Source organism: Aliivibrio sp. SR45-2, assembly GCF_963890165.1.
Taxonomy (GTDB): Bacteria; Pseudomonadota; Gammaproteobacteria; order Enterobacterales; family Vibrionaceae; genus Aliivibrio; species Aliivibrio salmonicida.
In genome coordinates this window covers 66021-82229 of record NZ_CAWPRC010000150.1, presented here as the reverse complement: position 1 = coordinate 82229, position 16209 = coordinate 66021, and the positions used below count along the sequence as shown (strand labels likewise).

Genomic DNA, 16209 nt, shown 5'->3' with positions numbered 1-16209 from the left:
TTTGGCACAGTGTTAGCATTACCTTTGTATGGAATTTTCGATAAGGAATATCATGTCTTTGCCTTCATCATTAGCGTCTCTTGCTCAGCAACGTTTAGACGAACTAGCCTATCTTTCTCATGTGAAAATGTGGCCTGAAGAATTTCAACAACAGTTACTGGTTTCTTTCGGTTGCAGTGATTTTTTGTATGACGCATTTCAACAAGATGAGTTTCTATGCGAACACTTTCCCTCATTTTTTGAGAATACGCCTCGATCAGACTCATATCGTTCTCGATTAGAGGTCCAGCTTCAGTTGTGTCTTGATGAAAATCTATTAATGAGAGAACTGCGTTATTTTCGTCGCAGAGAAATGAGTTACATTGCGTGGCGCGATTTCAACCGTTCGTGGTCATTAGAAGAAAGCCTGTCACACCTTTCTTTACTTGCAGAGGCGTTAATTGTTGAGTCTTATCAATGGATATACAAGCAAGCGTGTATCGATTGGGGCACCCCTAAAAATGAGCAAGGGGAAGAACAACCCATGCTTATTATTGGAATGGGTAAACTTGGTGGTGGAGAACTTAACTTTTCTTCGGATATCGATTTGATTTTTACCTACCCTGAAAATGGAGAGACAGAAGGAGCACGTCGAAGCATTGCTAATGCACAATTTTTTACACGTTTAGGACAAAAGCTGATTAAAGCTCTTGATCAAACCACCTTCGATGGGTTTTGTTATCGAGTGGATTTACGTTTGCGCCCATTTGGGGACAGCGGCCCGTTAGTCATGAGTTATGCGGCATTAGAAGATTATTACCAAGAACAAGGTCGTGATTGGGAGCGCTATGCCATGATAAAAGCCCGAGTGATGGGCAAAGAAACATATAGCCATTATCAAGAATTGCGTCAAATGCTTCGTCCTTTTGTTTTTCGTCGTTATATTGATTTTGGTGCAATTCAAGCATTACGCCGTATGAAATCAATGATAAGTACAGAAGTTCGCCGTCGTGGATTAAGCAATAATATTAAATTAGGGGCGGGCGGGATCCGTGAAATTGAATTTATCGCTCAAGTGTTTCAATTAATTCGTGGAGGCAGAGAGCCTTCTTTGCGAGGGCGTGGTTTATTAGAAACATTAGAGGCAATTAAAGTGTTAGGACAATTGCCTCCACAAGATGTTGATGATCTTGTCGATTCTTATTGTTTTTTACGTCGTTTAGAAAACTGCCTTCAGGCGATTAATGATAAACAAACTCAAACCCTGCCTGATGATGAAAGAGATCAACATCGTTTAGCCTTTGCGATGGGTGAAAATAATTGGGATGATTTATTTGTTACAATCCAACAACGAATGAATACCGTCCATACCGTTTTTGAAGAGCTTATTGGTCATGATGACGATGAATCAGAAAGCAATATTGATAAATCGTACAGTGAACTTTGGGATATGGCTCATAACCAAGATGTTTTAGAGCACATTCTGGAAGAGTTAAACCCAGAGCAAGCAGAAATCCTTGTCTTACAAATCATTAGATTTAAAGGGGAACTGAAAAAGAAAACGTTAGGTCCAAGAGGACGAGAAGCCATCACGCATCTAATGCCCAAACTATTTAGTATTGTGATTAGTCGAGAAGATGCGAAAGATACGTTACCGAGATTAACAAACCTGATTCAAGCAATCGCTACACGTACGACGTATTTAGAATTACTTGATGAGAACTCAGGGGCATTGCAACATCTTGTCCGTTTGTGTGCGGCAAGCCCGATGGTGGCCGAGCAACTTACTCGCTACCCAATCTTGTTAGATGAATTACTGGATATTAACCAACTCTATAATCCTATTGAATTAAGCCAATATAAAATTGAGCTGCATGAGTTTCTTGCTCGTATTCCTGAAGATGATATGGAACAACAGATGGAAGCATTACGCCAATTTAAGCAAGTTGGCTTATTGCGTATCGCCGCGTCTGATATTTCTGGTGGCTTATCATTAATGAAAGTGAGCGACCACTTAACGTACTTATCTGAAGCGATTGTTGAAGCCGCGTTAAACCAAGCTTGGTTACAAGTGACTGAAAAATTTGGAGTCCCCACACATCTTGAAGGTCGAGACAGTAAAGGGTTTGCGGTTATAGGTTATGGCAAAGTGGGCGGTTGGGAGCTTGGCTATAATTCTGATCTTGATATTGTGTTTATGCATGATTGTGATGCCAATACATATACGAATGGCAAAAAAGAGATTGATGGACGTCAGTTCTATTTGCGTTTAGCACAGCGAATTATCCATATTTTCTCGGTACGAACCGCGTCAGGTATTTTGTATGAGGTTGATACACGCTTACGTCCATCAGGATCATCTGGGTTACTTGTTAGTACCAGTGACGCTTTTGATGAATACCAAAGAAAAGAGGCGTGGACATGGGAGCATCAAGCGTTAGTTCGTTCTCGTATGATTTATGGTGATCCTATTTTACAGGATGCATTTAATACAACGCGCCATGAGATTTTATGCTTGAGACGTGAGAGTGCAAAATTACGACAAGATGTGGTCGAAATGCGTGAAAAAATGCGCGACCATCTGGGAAGTAAAAAACAAGGTCGGTTTATGTTGAAACAAGATGCCGGTGGCATTACCGACATTGAATTTCTCGCTCAATATCTTGTGTTAAACAACAGTCACGATAATCCTAAATTAACACGTTGGTCTGATAATGTTAGAATATTTGAAAGTCTTGCTGAACAAGGCGTGATATCTGAAAGTCTTTCATCAACGCTGATTGATGCGTATTGTGTCATGAGAAATGAGATACATCATCGCAATTTATTAGGATTTGATGCTGATGTGGCGGATGATTGCTTTCTTGATGAGAAGAGTGCGGTAATGACTGCATGGAAAGATTGGCTTGAATAGTCGTTTATTTACCTAATGATTTGGGGTGATTAGGGTTATTTAACCATGAGTTCAGTAATCCTAAGTTGGCGCAGAACTTGCGTAAATGCTACCATTTATAAAGATATTATTTTTGATAGATAGCAACTGTGAGTAAACAAGTGATTGCTATTTACTGCCGGAGAAAAAAATGAAACCGACACTTCCGAATTATGATCAATCTGGTGTATTGATTGTAGGTGATGTGATGCTTGACCGTTACTGGGTTGGTCCTACAAGTCGTATCTCACCAGAGGCACCCGTTCCTGTAGTTAAAGTTGAAAATAATGAAGAACGTCCAGGTGGCGCAGCCAACGTAGCAATGAACGTTGCGGCGTTAGGCGGACAAGCACATTTGGTTGGCTTAGTTGGTGAAGATGAACCAGCACAAGCATTAACAACAACGTTAGAATCATTAAAAGTACATTGTGATTTTGTCGCGTTACCTAATTTCCCGACGATTACTAAATTACGAGTGATGAGTCGTGGTCAGCAATTGATTCGTTTAGATTTTGAAGAAAGTTTCCATGATATTCCTGCTGAACCGATCATTAGCCGTATGCAAGCGACGTTATCAAAAGTAAAAGCCGTTGTATTATCTGATTATGCAAAAGGTGCTTTAGAGCATGTGCAGCTGATGATCCAAGAAGCACGTAAAGCGGGAGTACCTGTATTTATCGATCCAAAAGGCGCTGATTTTGAACGTTACCGTGGTGCGACATTATTAACGCCTAATATGCTTGAATTTGAAACGGTTGTTGGCAAAGTAAAAGATGAAGAAGATTTAGTCGTTAAAGGCCAACAAATCATCGAAGAGTTTGACTTTGAAGCCTTACTGGTTACACGCAGTGAGCATGGAATGACACTGCTTCGTCGTGATATGGCACCATTGCATTTACCGACGCAAGCTCGTGAAGTTTTTGATGTTACTGGTGCCGGTGATACGGTTATTTCGGTTTTAGCAGCATCAGTCTCAACTGGGAAACCTCTTGATGAAGCGTGTGCGTTAGCAAATGCCGCAGCAGGCGTTGTTGTCGGTAAGTTAGGCACATCAACACTATCAACGATTGAATTAGCTGAAGCGATTCATGGTAGCCAAGATTCTGGTTTTGGTATTATTAATGAAGAGCTACTGATCAGTGCGGTAAAACAAGCGCGTGAGCGTGGCGAAAAAGTCGTAATGACGAATGGTTGTTTTGATATTCTACACGCAGGTCATGTGTCTTATTTAAACCATGCAGCAGAGCTAGGCGATCGCTTGATCGTGGCTGTGAATACGAATGAATCAGTACAACGCCTAAAAGGCCCTGGTCGTCCTATTAATCCGACGGATCGCCGTATGGCGGTACTTGCAGGTTTAGGTGCTGTTGATTGGGTTGTTCCCTTCTCTGAAGACACACCACAACGTTTAATCTCTGAAGTATTGCCTACTTTATTAGTTAAAGGTGGCGATTATGAGATTAAAGACATTGCTGGTGGTGCTGAAGTGATTGCCGCAGGCGGTGAAGTGAAAGTATTAAATTTTGAAGATGGTTGTTCAACAACGGGAATCATTGAAGCCATTAAAGGTGGTAGAGGCTAATTTAGTTTTTACTCTTTAATCGCTAATAAAAAAGCCACATTATAAATAATGTGGCTTTTTTTATTTGATATTAGGTTATTTAGCTTGAGTTGTTTTACCCGCTTTTAGACCCATGTTGATATCGATAATATCTTGTTCGCTTAGTGTACCAACGGCTTGTTTTAGCTGAAGAACACTTAAAATGTAATCGTAACGAGCATTTGCTAGGTTACGGTTTGCATCGTATAAACGACGAGTTGAATCCAACACATCAACAATAGTACGAGTACCTACATCAAAGCCTGCTTCTGTTGCTTCTAATGCAGAGTTTGCTGAGATAACCGTTTGTCCGTAGGCTTTTAATGCACCAATAGAGGCATTAATGTTGTTATTGTAAGCTCGAACATCTTTAGTGACTTCGCGGTATGTAGCTTCAAGATCTTGGCTTGCTGCGACATATTGGAATTCAGCTTGGCTTGTTAATGAACTTGTATTACCACCTGTGTATAGAGGGATATTTAAGTTAATGCCTGCGTTGATGTCACCGTAGTTACCGTCGTTTGCTGATAAGCCCGAATTGCTTTGGTCAGTATAATTATAACCAGCATCTAATGTTAACGATGGCATGTGACCAGAGCTTGCTAAGGAGATGTTATCTTTTGCAATATCAGCACTAATGCGAGAAGCCAATAGGGTTAAGTTTTTCTTTTGAGCTTCTTCAATTAAAGTATCAGATGATTGTTCTGAAGGACTCGCAGAGAAACGCTTAGTATCTAATACACTTAGAGAGGTATGACCTAAACCGGTAATAACACGAAGATCTTCGTAGCTGTTTACTAGTTGGTTTTCGGTTAATACTTCATTCGCTAGTACGCTATCGTATTCAGCTTGTGCATCATGAACATCCGTAATTGCGGATAGACCAACATCAAAACGTTGTTTTGTTTGTTCAAGTTGACGACCAACAGCGGCTTTTTCTGAGCGGACAAATTCTAGATTGTCGTTAGCACGTAATACATCAAAATAAGCCTGAGCAACACGTAAAATCACGTTTTGTTGCTCTGCTGCATAAGCAGAATCTGCTTGGCGAGCATTTTTCTCAGAAATATCTAAACTTACCCAACTTGATTGTTGGTAAAGTTCTTGAGATAAATTAATACCTGCAGTTAATCGGTCATTATCTCTACGATCTTCATCACTACGTAATATGTTGTAACCTGCGGTTAAATCTATTTGTGGTAATAATGAACTTTGAGAAGAGTTCACCGCTTCAAATGCCGCATCTTTAGTCGCCGCAGCTCTTAATAATTGAGGGTCATTTTCTTTAGCTTGATTGTAGATTTGCGCTAGGTCATCAGCAGCAGCTAGAGAGCTGAAACTACCTAATGCCATTCCAATAAAAAGCGGAAGCAGTTTTTTCATGGTGGTTGATCCTGCAAAATTGTTTTATATAAAAATAGTACATAGAGTGTACCTTATCTCTATAGACTATGGCTGCAAAGATTACATTTTTTTACGTTTAATGAACTTTACCTATTGTAATAATGTGGAAAGGATCTAAAAAAAATGTAAGCATTATCAAAAAAAATGAGTTAAAAAATTGTTGCTCTGTATTATGAGTGATAAAACAGAGCTGAAATATTGGGAAATAAAAATGAATTCATCATCAAGTATAGTACGAGCAAATCAATTTACGGTTGATGATGTTGATGTTGTATCGAAAAATTCGTTATACAACGGTTTTTTTAAAATGACCAATATTGCTTTTCGTCATCGGTTATTCAGTGGTGGTTGGAGCGATATTATAGAGCGTGAATTATTTGAACGCGGTCATGCCGTTGCTTTGTTGCCTTATGATCCGGTGACTGACAGTGTTGTTATTATCGAACAAATCAGGGTTGGGGCTTTAGAGTCGGCTTCTCCATGGCAATATGAAATCGTTGCGGGCATGATTGATAACGATGAGTCTGCGGAACAAGTCGCGATTAGAGAAACAGAAGAAGAAGCGGGGATTTCGGTCTCTAAATTAGAGAAAATATCACACTTTTACCCTTCGTCGGGTGGGTGTACTGAACAGTTAGATGTGTTTGTTGGTTGCATTAACTCATTAGAAGCCATCGGTATACATGGCCTCGAAGAGGAAGGTGAAGACATCAAGGTTCATGTTATGACTCGAGAAGATGCGTATGCTTTAGTGACTCGTGGCATAATTGAGAATGCAGCCACAATTATTGCGCTCCAATGGTTGGAATTAAATGTTTCTCGCTTAAGATCACAGTGGAACATGATAGAAAATGCGTAAATATCACGTTAATTTATCAGAGTTAATGCGAGTATATGAAACCAATTATGCCAAAATGGTGTCACTATTACCTAGGCCAGAAGTGATTGGTGCTCTTGCTAGTTATCGAGTATGTAAACAACAATACCAGATAAAAGTATTGGAAATAACGGTATACACAACATTAGTTGAGCTTTACCAGATAGATGAAAAACCAGTGTACCCTTTGCCTAAATTAACCGTGAGACTGTATCACGACGCAAGAGTTGCCGAGGTTTGTGCTATTCAGCAATTGGCTTATATAAAAGCGAAATATGATTACCCGAATGGGAAGATGCTGCAAAAAGATGAAAAGCATCAATTGAATCAATTTTTAAGTGACTGGCTCACGTTTTGTTTGAAGAATGGGATAAGTCAGGAACCCATTTTTTTAGAGAAAAGTTAAAGAATTAAAAGGTTGTAGCTATTTTGCTGTCTGAAACACTACTTAATAAAAAAAACGGCCCAATTCGGTTGTTACAGATAACAGATACCCATTTATTTGCGCTCCCTGAAGGAGCGTTACTTGGCGTGCCTACGTTAAAAAGCTTTCAGAGTGTTGTCGAACAAGTTCAGCAACAGAGTCCTCATTTTGATGCGATTTTAGCCACTGGCGATATTTCTCAAGATCATACGGTTCAATCGTATCAGCATTTTGTTGAGGGCATTGAACCATTAAAAAAACCGTGTTACTGGCTTCCTGGAAATCATGATTATAAGCCGAGTATGGGGGGCGTTTTACCGTCACCTCAAATAAAAGATTGTGAACATTTGTTGATAGGAGAGCACTGGCAAGTTGTTATCTTAGACAGCCAAGTCGTGGGGGTTCCTCATGGCGCACTATCAACAGAGCAGTTACAGCTATTAGATTCTGCATTATCTCAACACTCCGAACGGCACAGTTTGATTTTACTTCATCATCATCCACTTCCTGCGGGTAGTGCATGGCTTGATCAACATCAGCTCAAAGACAATGAAGTGTTTTGGGAAGTGTTAGCCAAGCATCGTAATGTGAGTGGCATTCTGTGTGGACATATTCATCAAGAAATGGATTGTATTGTGAATAATATTCGTCTAATGGCAACGCCTTCAACATGCGTGCAGTTTTTGCCAGATTCGAATGATTTTGCTTTAGATTCAAAAGCACCAGGTTGGAGAACATTGGATTTATTACCCAATGGAGAGATCGTGACTCAAGTGTACCGCTTAGAACATTGTGATTTTTCGGCAGATGCAGATGCAGGAGGATATTAAGATGAAAAAGCCAAGTTTATTATTGTACATTCATGGTTTTAACAGTTCCCCATTGTCACATAAAGCTCAGGTCATGAGTCGTTATTGTAAAAATGAGCGTCCTGATATTCGCGTTATAACCCCACGCTTGCCTTCTTACCCTAAAGAAGCCGCTGAATTTTTAGTGAATCTAATTGAAGAATATAGATCTGACTATACGATTGGTTTAGTGGGAAGTTCACTTGGTGGGTATTTATCAACATGGTTAAATGATCAATATGGTTATAAAGCCGTCCTAGTTAATCCGGCGATTAAGCCTGACGAGTTGTTAGCTGATTATTTAGGTAAACAAGTTAACCCTTACACAAATGAAACGTATTTTCTTGAAGCACAGCATATGGCTGAGTTACAAGCATTAGCAATAGCGACCATTACTTCACCAGAAGATCTGTGGTTATTGCAGCAAGAAGGTGATGAAGTTTTAGATTATCGTCAGGCTGTTGAGAAATACGCACAAAGCAAACAAATAGTAGAAAAAGGGGGCGATCACAGTTTTGTTGATTTCGAACGCTATCCTGAACAAATAATTCAATTTCTAAATTTATAGTTACTGTTTATCTACAGTGAACACACACTAACTATACAATCTTTAATACAAAGCCACATATTTAGAGAGGAATAGGGGCGATTGCTTGACTTTCCTTTCTGCCTTTCAGACTATGTAACAAATTTTAAGAAGCCTTCCGAGATATGACTGAACAATATAATGCAGGAGCCATTGAGGTTCTAAATGGCCTTGAGCCCGTTCGTCGCCGTCCTGGTATGTATACCGACACCTCTCGCCCAAACCATTTAGGGCAAGAAGTTATAGATAACAGTGTCGATGAAGCCTTAGCCGGACACGCGAAAAAAGTTGAAGTAATTTTGCATGCAGATCAATCGCTTGAAGTGATTGATGATGGCCGTGGTATGCCTGTAGATATCCATCCAGTAGAGAAAGTCTCTGGTGTGGAGCTTATTTTATGTAAGTTGCACGCCGGTGGTAAATTCTCAGGTAAAAACTACGAATTCTCTGGTGGTTTGCATGGGGTTGGTATCTCGGTCGTAAATGCGTTATCAAAACGTGTTGAAGTGACAGTTCGTCGTGATGGCGAAATTTATGAAATTGCGTTTGAGCATGGTGAAAAAGTATCAGACTTAACTGTCGTTGGTACTTGTGGTCGACGTAACCGTGGTACCAGTGTGCATTTTTGGCCGGATACCAGTTACTTTGATTCACCTAAATTTTCGGTTTCTCGCCTTGTTAATAATTTAAAAGCCAAAGCGGTATTATGCCCAGGTTTAGAAATTGTTTTTAAAGACAAAGTAAACGATAAAGAATACCAATGGTGTTATGAAGATGGTTTAAAAGATTATCTTTTAGAAGGTGTCGCGGGTTATACCCTATTACCTGAAATTCCATTCACTGGTGCATTTTTAGGCAAAGGCGAGGCGGCTGATTGGGCGGTTACGTGGTTACCTGAAGGTGGAGAATTAGTTTCTGAAAGTTACGTTAACCTTATTCCTACTGCGCAAGGCGGTACACACGTAAATGGTATGCGCCAAGGACTTCTTGATGCAATGCGTGAGTTTTGTGAATTCCGTAACTTGCTCCCACGCGGGGTTAAGTTAACCGCTGATGATATTTGGGATCGTTGTGCTTATGTCTTGTCGGTTAAGATGCAAGATCCACAGTTCGCGGGTCAAACCAAAGAACGTTTATCATCGCGACAATGTGCTGCGTTTATATCTGGCGTACTTAAAGATGCTTTCAGCTTATGGTTGAACGAAAAACCACAAATCGCAGAACTTATCGCCGAAGCATGTATTGCTAACGCCCATCGTCGTATGCGTGCAGCGAAAAAAGTCGTTCGTAAGAAAATTGCTTCTGGTCCTACGTTACCAGGAAAATTGACAGATTGTTCAATTCAAGATTTGGCTCGTACTGAACTTTTCTTAGTGGAAGGGGACTCGGCGGGGGGCTCAGCTAAGCAAGCGCGTGACCGTGAATTCCAAGCGGTAATGCCATTACGTGGTAAAATTCTTAATACATGGGAAGTCTCAGCGGATCAAGTGTTAGCCTCTCAAGAGGTACACAATATTTCAGTCGCGTTAGGTATTGATCCTGATTCGGACGATTTATCGGGATTACGTTACGGTAAAGTGTGTATCTTAGCCGATGCCGATTCAGATGGTCTTCATATCGCAACATTGTTGTGTGCTTTATATCTAAAACACTTCACGTCTTTAGTTCGTGCTGGTCATGTCTATGTGGCAATGCCGCCACTCTATCGTATCGACTGTGGTAAAGAAGTTTTCTACGCCCTTGATGAGGCAGAAAAAGAAGGTGTGTTAGATCGTTTAAGTAATAAACGTGCAAAAATTAATGTTCAACGATTTAAAGGATTGGGTGAGATGAACCCACTTCAACTTCGTGAAACAACCATGGATCCAAACACCCGTCGTCTTGTTCAACTGACCATTGATGATGATGAAAAAACTAATGAAATGATGGATATGCTTTTAGGTAAAAAACGTGCTGACGATCGTCGAGCTTGGTTACAATCTAATGGCGATCTGGCAGAGGTATAACAAATGAGTGCAGAAATGTCCTTAGAAGGTGTTGAACAGCTGCCGCTGCGCAAGTTTACAGAAGACGCTTATCTAAATTACTCCATGTACGTAATCATGGATCGCGCGTTACCTTATATTGGTGATGGTTTAAAACCGGTTCAACGTCGTATTATTTTTGCGATGTCTGAATTAGGTTTGTCTGCGAATGCAAAATACAAAAAATCGGCACGTACGGTTGGTGATGTACTCGGTAAGTATCACCCACACGGTGATTCTGCGTGTTACGAAGCAATGGTATTAATGGCTCAACCTTTCTCTTATCGTTATCCATTGGTTGATGGTCAAGGCAACTGGGGGGCTCCAGATGACCCTAAGTCGTTCGCCGCAATGCGTTATACAGAATCAAAACTGTCTAAGTTTGCCGACGTATTACTTGGTGAGATAAGCCAAGGTACGGTTGATTGGCAGCCCAACTTTGATGGGACGATGAAAGAGCCAAAAATCTTACCAGCACGTCTGCCTCATATATTACTGAATGGTATTATGGGAATCGCGGTTGGTATGGCGACAGATATCCCACCTCATAATGTACGTGAAGTGGCGAATGCGACCGTGCATTTATTGGATAATCCCAAAGCGGATTTAGATGAAGTGATGAACTTTATCCAAGGCCCAGATTACCCAACAGAAGCGGAAATCATTACATCGCATTCTGATATTAAGAAGATTTACAGTACGGGTCGAGGCAGCGTTAAAATGCGCGCAGTGTGGCATAAAGAAGGCAGTGATATTGTTATTACTGCATTGCCACATCAAGTGTCGGGCAGTAAGTTATTAGAACAAATTGCCAATCAAATGCGAGCGAAGAAATTACCAATGGTAGACGATCTTCGTGATGAATCGGATCATGAAAATCCGACACGTATCGTGATTGTTCCTCGTTCAAATCGTATTGAAGCAGAACCATTAATGAATCATCTGTTTGCATCAACGGATCTTGAAAAGAGTTTCCGTGTAAACTTAAATATGATTGGTTTGGATTTACGTCCACAGGTGAAGGGCTTAGTTAGCATTCTTAATGAATGGATTGAATTTCGTCGCACCACGGTACGTAAACGTCTGCAGCATCGTCTAGATAAAATATTAGCGCGTTTGCATATTTTAGATGGTTTGCTTGCTGCGTATTTGAATATCGATGAAGTTATCGAAATTATTCGTACAGAAGACGATCCTAAACACGAGTTAATGACTCGCTTTGATTTAACCGCGATTCAAGCGGAAGCCATTTTAGAGATTAAACTTCGTCAGTTAGCAAAACTGGAAGAGATTAAGATCCGTGGTGAGCAAGATGAATTAGCGAAAGAGCGTGATCAACTTGAGAAACTGTTGGGTTCTGAGCGTCGTTTAAGTACGTTAATTAAGAAAGAAATCTTAGCCGATGCTGAAAAGTTTGGTGATGATCGTCGTTCTCCATTAATCGAACGTGAAGAAGCGAAAGCAATGACGGAACGTGATCTGATTCCAAGTGAAGCGATTACGGTTATTCTTTCTGATAAAGGTTGGATACGTCATGCAAAAGGTCATGAGGTTGATCCAACAACGCTAAACTTTAAATCTGGTGATAAATACCTTACTCATGCTCATGGTAAGAGTAATGCACCTGCGGTCTTTATCGGAAATAATGGTCGAAGTTATGCGCTTGAATCACATACATTACCGTCAGCAAGAAGCCAAGGCGAGCCAATTACAGGTCGTCTAAATATTACTGCTGGTAGCCAAATTACGCATGTAGTTATGGGTGAAGAAGATCAAACGTGGTTAATCAGTTCTGATGCGGGTTATGGTTTTGTCTGTAAAGGCAGTGACTTATTATCAAAGAATAAGAATGGTAAAACATTGTTAACGCTTCCTGATAATTCCTTAGTTATGAATCCAGAGACGGTATCGGATCTTGATAATGATGAGATACTCGCAATTACGAACGAAGGCAGAATGCTTCTGTTCCCTATCAAAGATTTACCTCAATTAGGTAAAGGTAAGGGAAACAAGATCATTAATATTCCAGCGGCTCGTTCTAAATCGCGTGATGAGTTCTTGTCTTATTTATTGCCATTACCTCAAGGCGCAACGATTACCCTCTATGCCGGTAAGCGTAAATTAGGCTTGAAACCAAGTGATTTAGATAACTTCCGAGGTGAGCGTGGCCGTCGTGGTAGTTTGTTACCAAGAGGCTTACAGCGAGTTACTCGTATTGATATCAATGGTGATAATGGTTCTACAGAAGAGAGTTAAGCATTCTCGATAGAGCGATTGAATCGTCAATAAAAAATAGCGCATGATGAATGCGCTATTTTTTTATTTCGATTATTGGGGGGCGGGGGTTAGTCCGCGGGGTCTTCTTCTATCATTAGTGGAATAGTTTGAGTCACCCCTTTTCGAATCACATCGACATTAACGTTAGTTCCTGGACGTAATTCAGTCACAATATCAATGACACTTTGTCGATTAGTGACTGTTTGCCCATCAATACTGGTAATTATATCCTGAGTCATAATACCACTTTTTTCAGCTGGGCTATCAGGAGCAACCCCAAGAACTAAAATACCATTGATATTATCGGCATTCATTAAGCGAGCCATTGCTGGATTTATGTCTCTGCCATCAATGCCTATATAACCACGGATAACTTGACCATCAGCAATTAAGCGACGCATTATCTTATCTGCCAGTGCGTAAGGAATCGCGAAAGAAATCCCATAGGTTTCTAGCTCTGTGGCTTGTTGAAAAGAGGCGGTATTGATACCGACTAATTCTCCTCGAGTATTAACGAGCGCACCGCCTGAATTACCGCGGTTAATCGCAGCATCTGTTTGAATAAGGCCTTGAGTACCATCAGAACTTAAAGCTGCACGACCCGTTGCTGAAATAATACCAAATGTGGTGGTCTGTCCTAAATTATAAGGATTACCAATAGCCAACACGACATCACCAATATCCGCTTGATATTTCGGATTTAAAGGGATCACTGGAAGGTTGGTGTCTTTAATTTGTAGAACGGCAAGATCGGTACGTTTATCTTTCCCAATTAATTGAGAATTAAACAATCGTCCATCTTGAAGGGCAACAATAATTTGATCGGCTTCTGCAACTACATGGTAATTGGTAATGATGTAGCCTTTATCGCTAACAATAACACCAGAACCAAGGCCTTCTGTATCTAGTCGTAATCGATCTTTATCATTATATTTACGGCTATAAATATTTACGACAGCAGGCGCAGCTCGACGTACCGCATCATTAAATGAAATTTGGTTACTGATTCGAGGTGTTTGTTGGTTCGTATCTTGTTCAGGCGTTATACCTGAGCGAAGGTTAGGAAAAGCAAGAAGTAATACAGCGGCAGTTACTGTGCCTATTACAGCAGAACGCAGTAAAAATGAGAGCATTGGCTTCCTAAACTTGTAAGTAATAAATGACAAGAAGTTAGGATAACATTAATGTTGCCAAGAAGTAGAGAAGAAAGAGCAGGCTCTGCTCATCGAAATGAAGAATAGAACCTACTTTTTATATTCTACCTATTAACGAATAACAAGATATAAGGTTTGCTTCCCACGTTGAATATTGAGAGCTAAAACGGGCGGTTTGCTGTCGAGTAATTGTCTAAATTGTTGCAAATTCTTAATCTGAGTTCGATTGACGCCAATAATAATATCGTCTTTCTGTAAGCCATAACGTTGTGCCATTGACCCTTTTTGTATTGCACTTACTTTTACACCCTTTATCGGATCTGACGATGCAGTATTTTTTAATTGAGCGCCTTTTAGTCCTTCATGTAGATTTTCTGCTTTTGTTTTTATTTGATCGGCTTCTGCGAGAGTGGCAATAACAGTTTTCTCTTTGCCATCACGGATTAACCCTAAAGTGATTTTTTTACCGGCGCCAAGTGTGGCTACTTTGGCTCTCAGTTCCCCAAAACTTTGAATATTTTTTCCATTCAGGGAAATTAAAATATCGCCTGCTTTTATTCCCGCTTTTTCGGCAGCGCCATCGGGTAATACTTGGCTGACAAATGCACCGTGATTAGTGTCATAATCGAATGCTTCAGCAAGCTCAGCGGTGAGTTCTCCACCTTGAACGCCAAGGATCCCTCGCTTGACGTGACCAAACTCAATAATTTGCTCAGATAAGTTTCGAACCATGTTCGATGGGATGGCAAAACCAATACCGACATTACCGCCATTCGGACCTAAAATTGCGGTATTTATCCCAATCAGCTCACCATTAAGATTGACTAATGCCCCGCCAGAGTTACCGCTATTAATTGCTGCATCGGTTTGGATGAAGTTTTCAAAATTTTCAAGATTTAGTCCGCTGCGTCCTAAGGCTGAGACGATACCCGAGGTGACGGTTTGCCCTAAACCAAAAGGATTACCGATAGCAACACTGAAATCTCCCACGCGTAAATCATCTGAATCAGAAAGCACTATCTGTGTTAAGTCTTTAACTTCCTCTAATTTTAATAAGGCAATGTCTGACATTTCGTCACTGCCAATGAGTTCTGCTTTATATTCTCGGCCATCATGCAACTGAACGAGGATTTCTTTGGCATTATTAATGACGTGATGATTGGTAACGATATAGCCTTTTTGGGCATCAAGTATAACACCAGAGCCTAACCCTTTGAATGGGCGCTCTTGAGCTTGCTCTTCTGGGAAATCTGGACCTAAAAAGAAACGAAATTGTTCTGGGATCTGACGTTTTGATAGTTGAGTCCCTTCGACAGAAATACTAACCACTGCGGGGGTTATTTTTTCGAGCATCGGAGCCAAACTTGGTAGCTGCTGAGAATTGACAGCAAGAGGAAGGGCAGCTTGAGTTTGAATTGGGGTGATGATGGTACTGATCGTTAACGTCAGTAAGCCTAAAATTAATAAAGGTTTCTTCATCTACATATACTCCATTTATAATAAATATGTATATGTGAGACTTAGAAACCTTTAAAAAAGTTCATTGTAGTGTTTATTTATTATGCAATTTTATCTTCTTTCTTTGCGCTGATATCCATTAATGGTTCATCTTTAAGTAGACCGGTTGCGCCATTTGCATAATCTTTGGGTTGTTTGCTTACTTCTTCTTTTATATGAGCCACTTTCTTATTTAATTCAGGAGAAAGTGTCATTTCATCTAAACGAGCGGTAAATGGGTTATCTTGCTCTGGAAGATTTGGCATTAGCTCTTTAGATGTTGACGCCATGTGGTCATACATTTTATTAAAATCTTTTGCTAACGCTTCAAGCATTGTCGCGCTAGTTGCAAAGTGATCAACCAGCTCTTGTCGGTATTGCTCTAATTCATATTTTGATTTTTCTAAATCTTGTTTTAATGATTTTTGCTGTTTAATACCCGGTACAGTAAATCGAGAAATGATAAAGCCAATACTTATACCAATAGCTAAACCAATTAATGCGTATGTCCAAGCCATGAAGTGCTCCTTGTCATTTTATTATGCATGAGTAGGCATAAATGTGAGTAAGCCCACTCATAGTGTTTATTGCGATCATGCTACTATGA

Annotated in this window: 12 protein-coding genes; 8 read left to right on the top strand and 4 right to left on the bottom strand. The window is 40.2% G+C overall.

The window, feature by feature from the left end; translation table 11 throughout:
* Positions 1-52 precede the first annotated feature (52 nt).
* Both glnE and hldE read left to right on the top strand, forming a co-directional pair.
* On the top strand, positions 53-2893 hold the full coding sequence (gene glnE / locus AACV33_RS09295) for a bifunctional [glutamate--ammonia ligase]-adenylyl-L-tyrosine phosphorylase/[glutamate--ammonia-ligase] adenylyltransferase (protein WP_182699240.1): 2841 nt from the start codon (positions 53-55) through the stop codon (positions 2891-2893).
* Positions 2894-3062: 169 nt separating this feature from the next.
* Entirely contained in the window at positions 3063-4493 is a 1431-nt protein-coding gene (gene hldE / locus AACV33_RS09290) for a bifunctional D-glycero-beta-D-manno-heptose-7-phosphate kinase/D-glycero-beta-D-manno-heptose 1-phosphate adenylyltransferase HldE (protein ID WP_023604175.1), read from the top strand.
* A 75-nt stretch (positions 4494-4568) separates the two neighbouring features.
* Here hldE and tolC read toward each other — a convergent pair whose 3' ends face one another.
* Entirely contained in the window at positions 4569-5894 is a 1326-nt protein-coding gene (tolC, locus tag AACV33_RS09285) for an outer membrane channel protein TolC (protein ID WP_017022541.1), read from the bottom strand.
* A gap of 232 nt (positions 5895-6126) precedes the next feature.
* Between tolC and nudF the strand changes: the two genes are divergently transcribed.
* The 6 genes from nudF to parC all read left to right on the top strand — a co-directional run bounded on the left by nudF (position 6127) and on the right by parC (position 12930).
* The gene (gene nudF, locus AACV33_RS09280; protein WP_017022542.1) at positions 6127-6774 is read left to right on the top strand and encodes an ADP-ribose diphosphatase; all 648 of its coding nucleotides are present in this window, start codon (positions 6127-6129) and stop codon (positions 6772-6774) included.
* Complete coding sequence (locus AACV33_RS09275) at positions 6767-7198, top strand: DUF1249 family protein (protein ID WP_182699239.1); 432 nt, start codon at positions 6767-6769, stop codon at positions 7196-7198. Before nudF ends, AACV33_RS09275 begins: the two co-directional genes overlap by 8 nt.
* 23 nt (positions 7199-7221) lie before the next feature.
* The gene (gene cpdA, locus AACV33_RS09270) at positions 7222-8046 is read left to right on the top strand and encodes a 3',5'-cyclic-AMP phosphodiesterase (protein ID WP_065610010.1); all 825 of its coding nucleotides are present in this window, start codon (positions 7222-7224) and stop codon (positions 8044-8046) included.
* Between the two features lies 1 nt (position 8047).
* On the top strand, positions 8048-8632 hold the full coding sequence (yqiA, locus tag AACV33_RS09265) for an esterase YqiA (protein WP_023604176.1): 585 nt from the start codon (positions 8048-8050) through the stop codon (positions 8630-8632).
* A gap of 143 nt (positions 8633-8775) precedes the next feature.
* Positions 8776-10656, top strand: coding sequence for a DNA topoisomerase IV subunit B (gene parE / locus AACV33_RS09260; RefSeq protein WP_017022546.1), 1881 nt, complete (start codon positions 8776-8778; stop codon positions 10654-10656).
* Between the two features lie 3 nt (positions 10657-10659).
* Entirely contained in the window at positions 10660-12930 is a 2271-nt protein-coding gene (gene parC / locus AACV33_RS09255; protein WP_017022547.1) for a DNA topoisomerase IV subunit A, read from the top strand.
* A gap of 89 nt (positions 12931-13019) precedes the next feature.
* Here parC and degS read toward each other — a convergent pair whose 3' ends face one another.
* From degS to zapG, 3 genes are all read right to left on the bottom strand, one after another.
* Complete coding sequence (degS, locus tag AACV33_RS09250) at positions 13020-14084, bottom strand: outer membrane-stress sensor serine endopeptidase DegS (RefSeq protein WP_012551123.1); 1065 nt, start codon at positions 14082-14084, stop codon at positions 13020-13022.
* 132 nt (positions 14085-14216) lie between these two features.
* Positions 14217-15584, bottom strand: coding sequence for a Do family serine endopeptidase (locus AACV33_RS09245; protein ID WP_017022629.1), 1368 nt, complete (start codon positions 15582-15584; stop codon positions 14217-14219).
* Positions 15585-15664: 80 nt separating this feature from the next.
* Entirely contained in the window at positions 15665-16120 is a 456-nt protein-coding gene (zapG, locus tag AACV33_RS09240) for a Z-ring associated protein ZapG (protein ID WP_017022630.1), read from the bottom strand.
* Positions 16121-16209 lie beyond the last annotated feature (89 nt).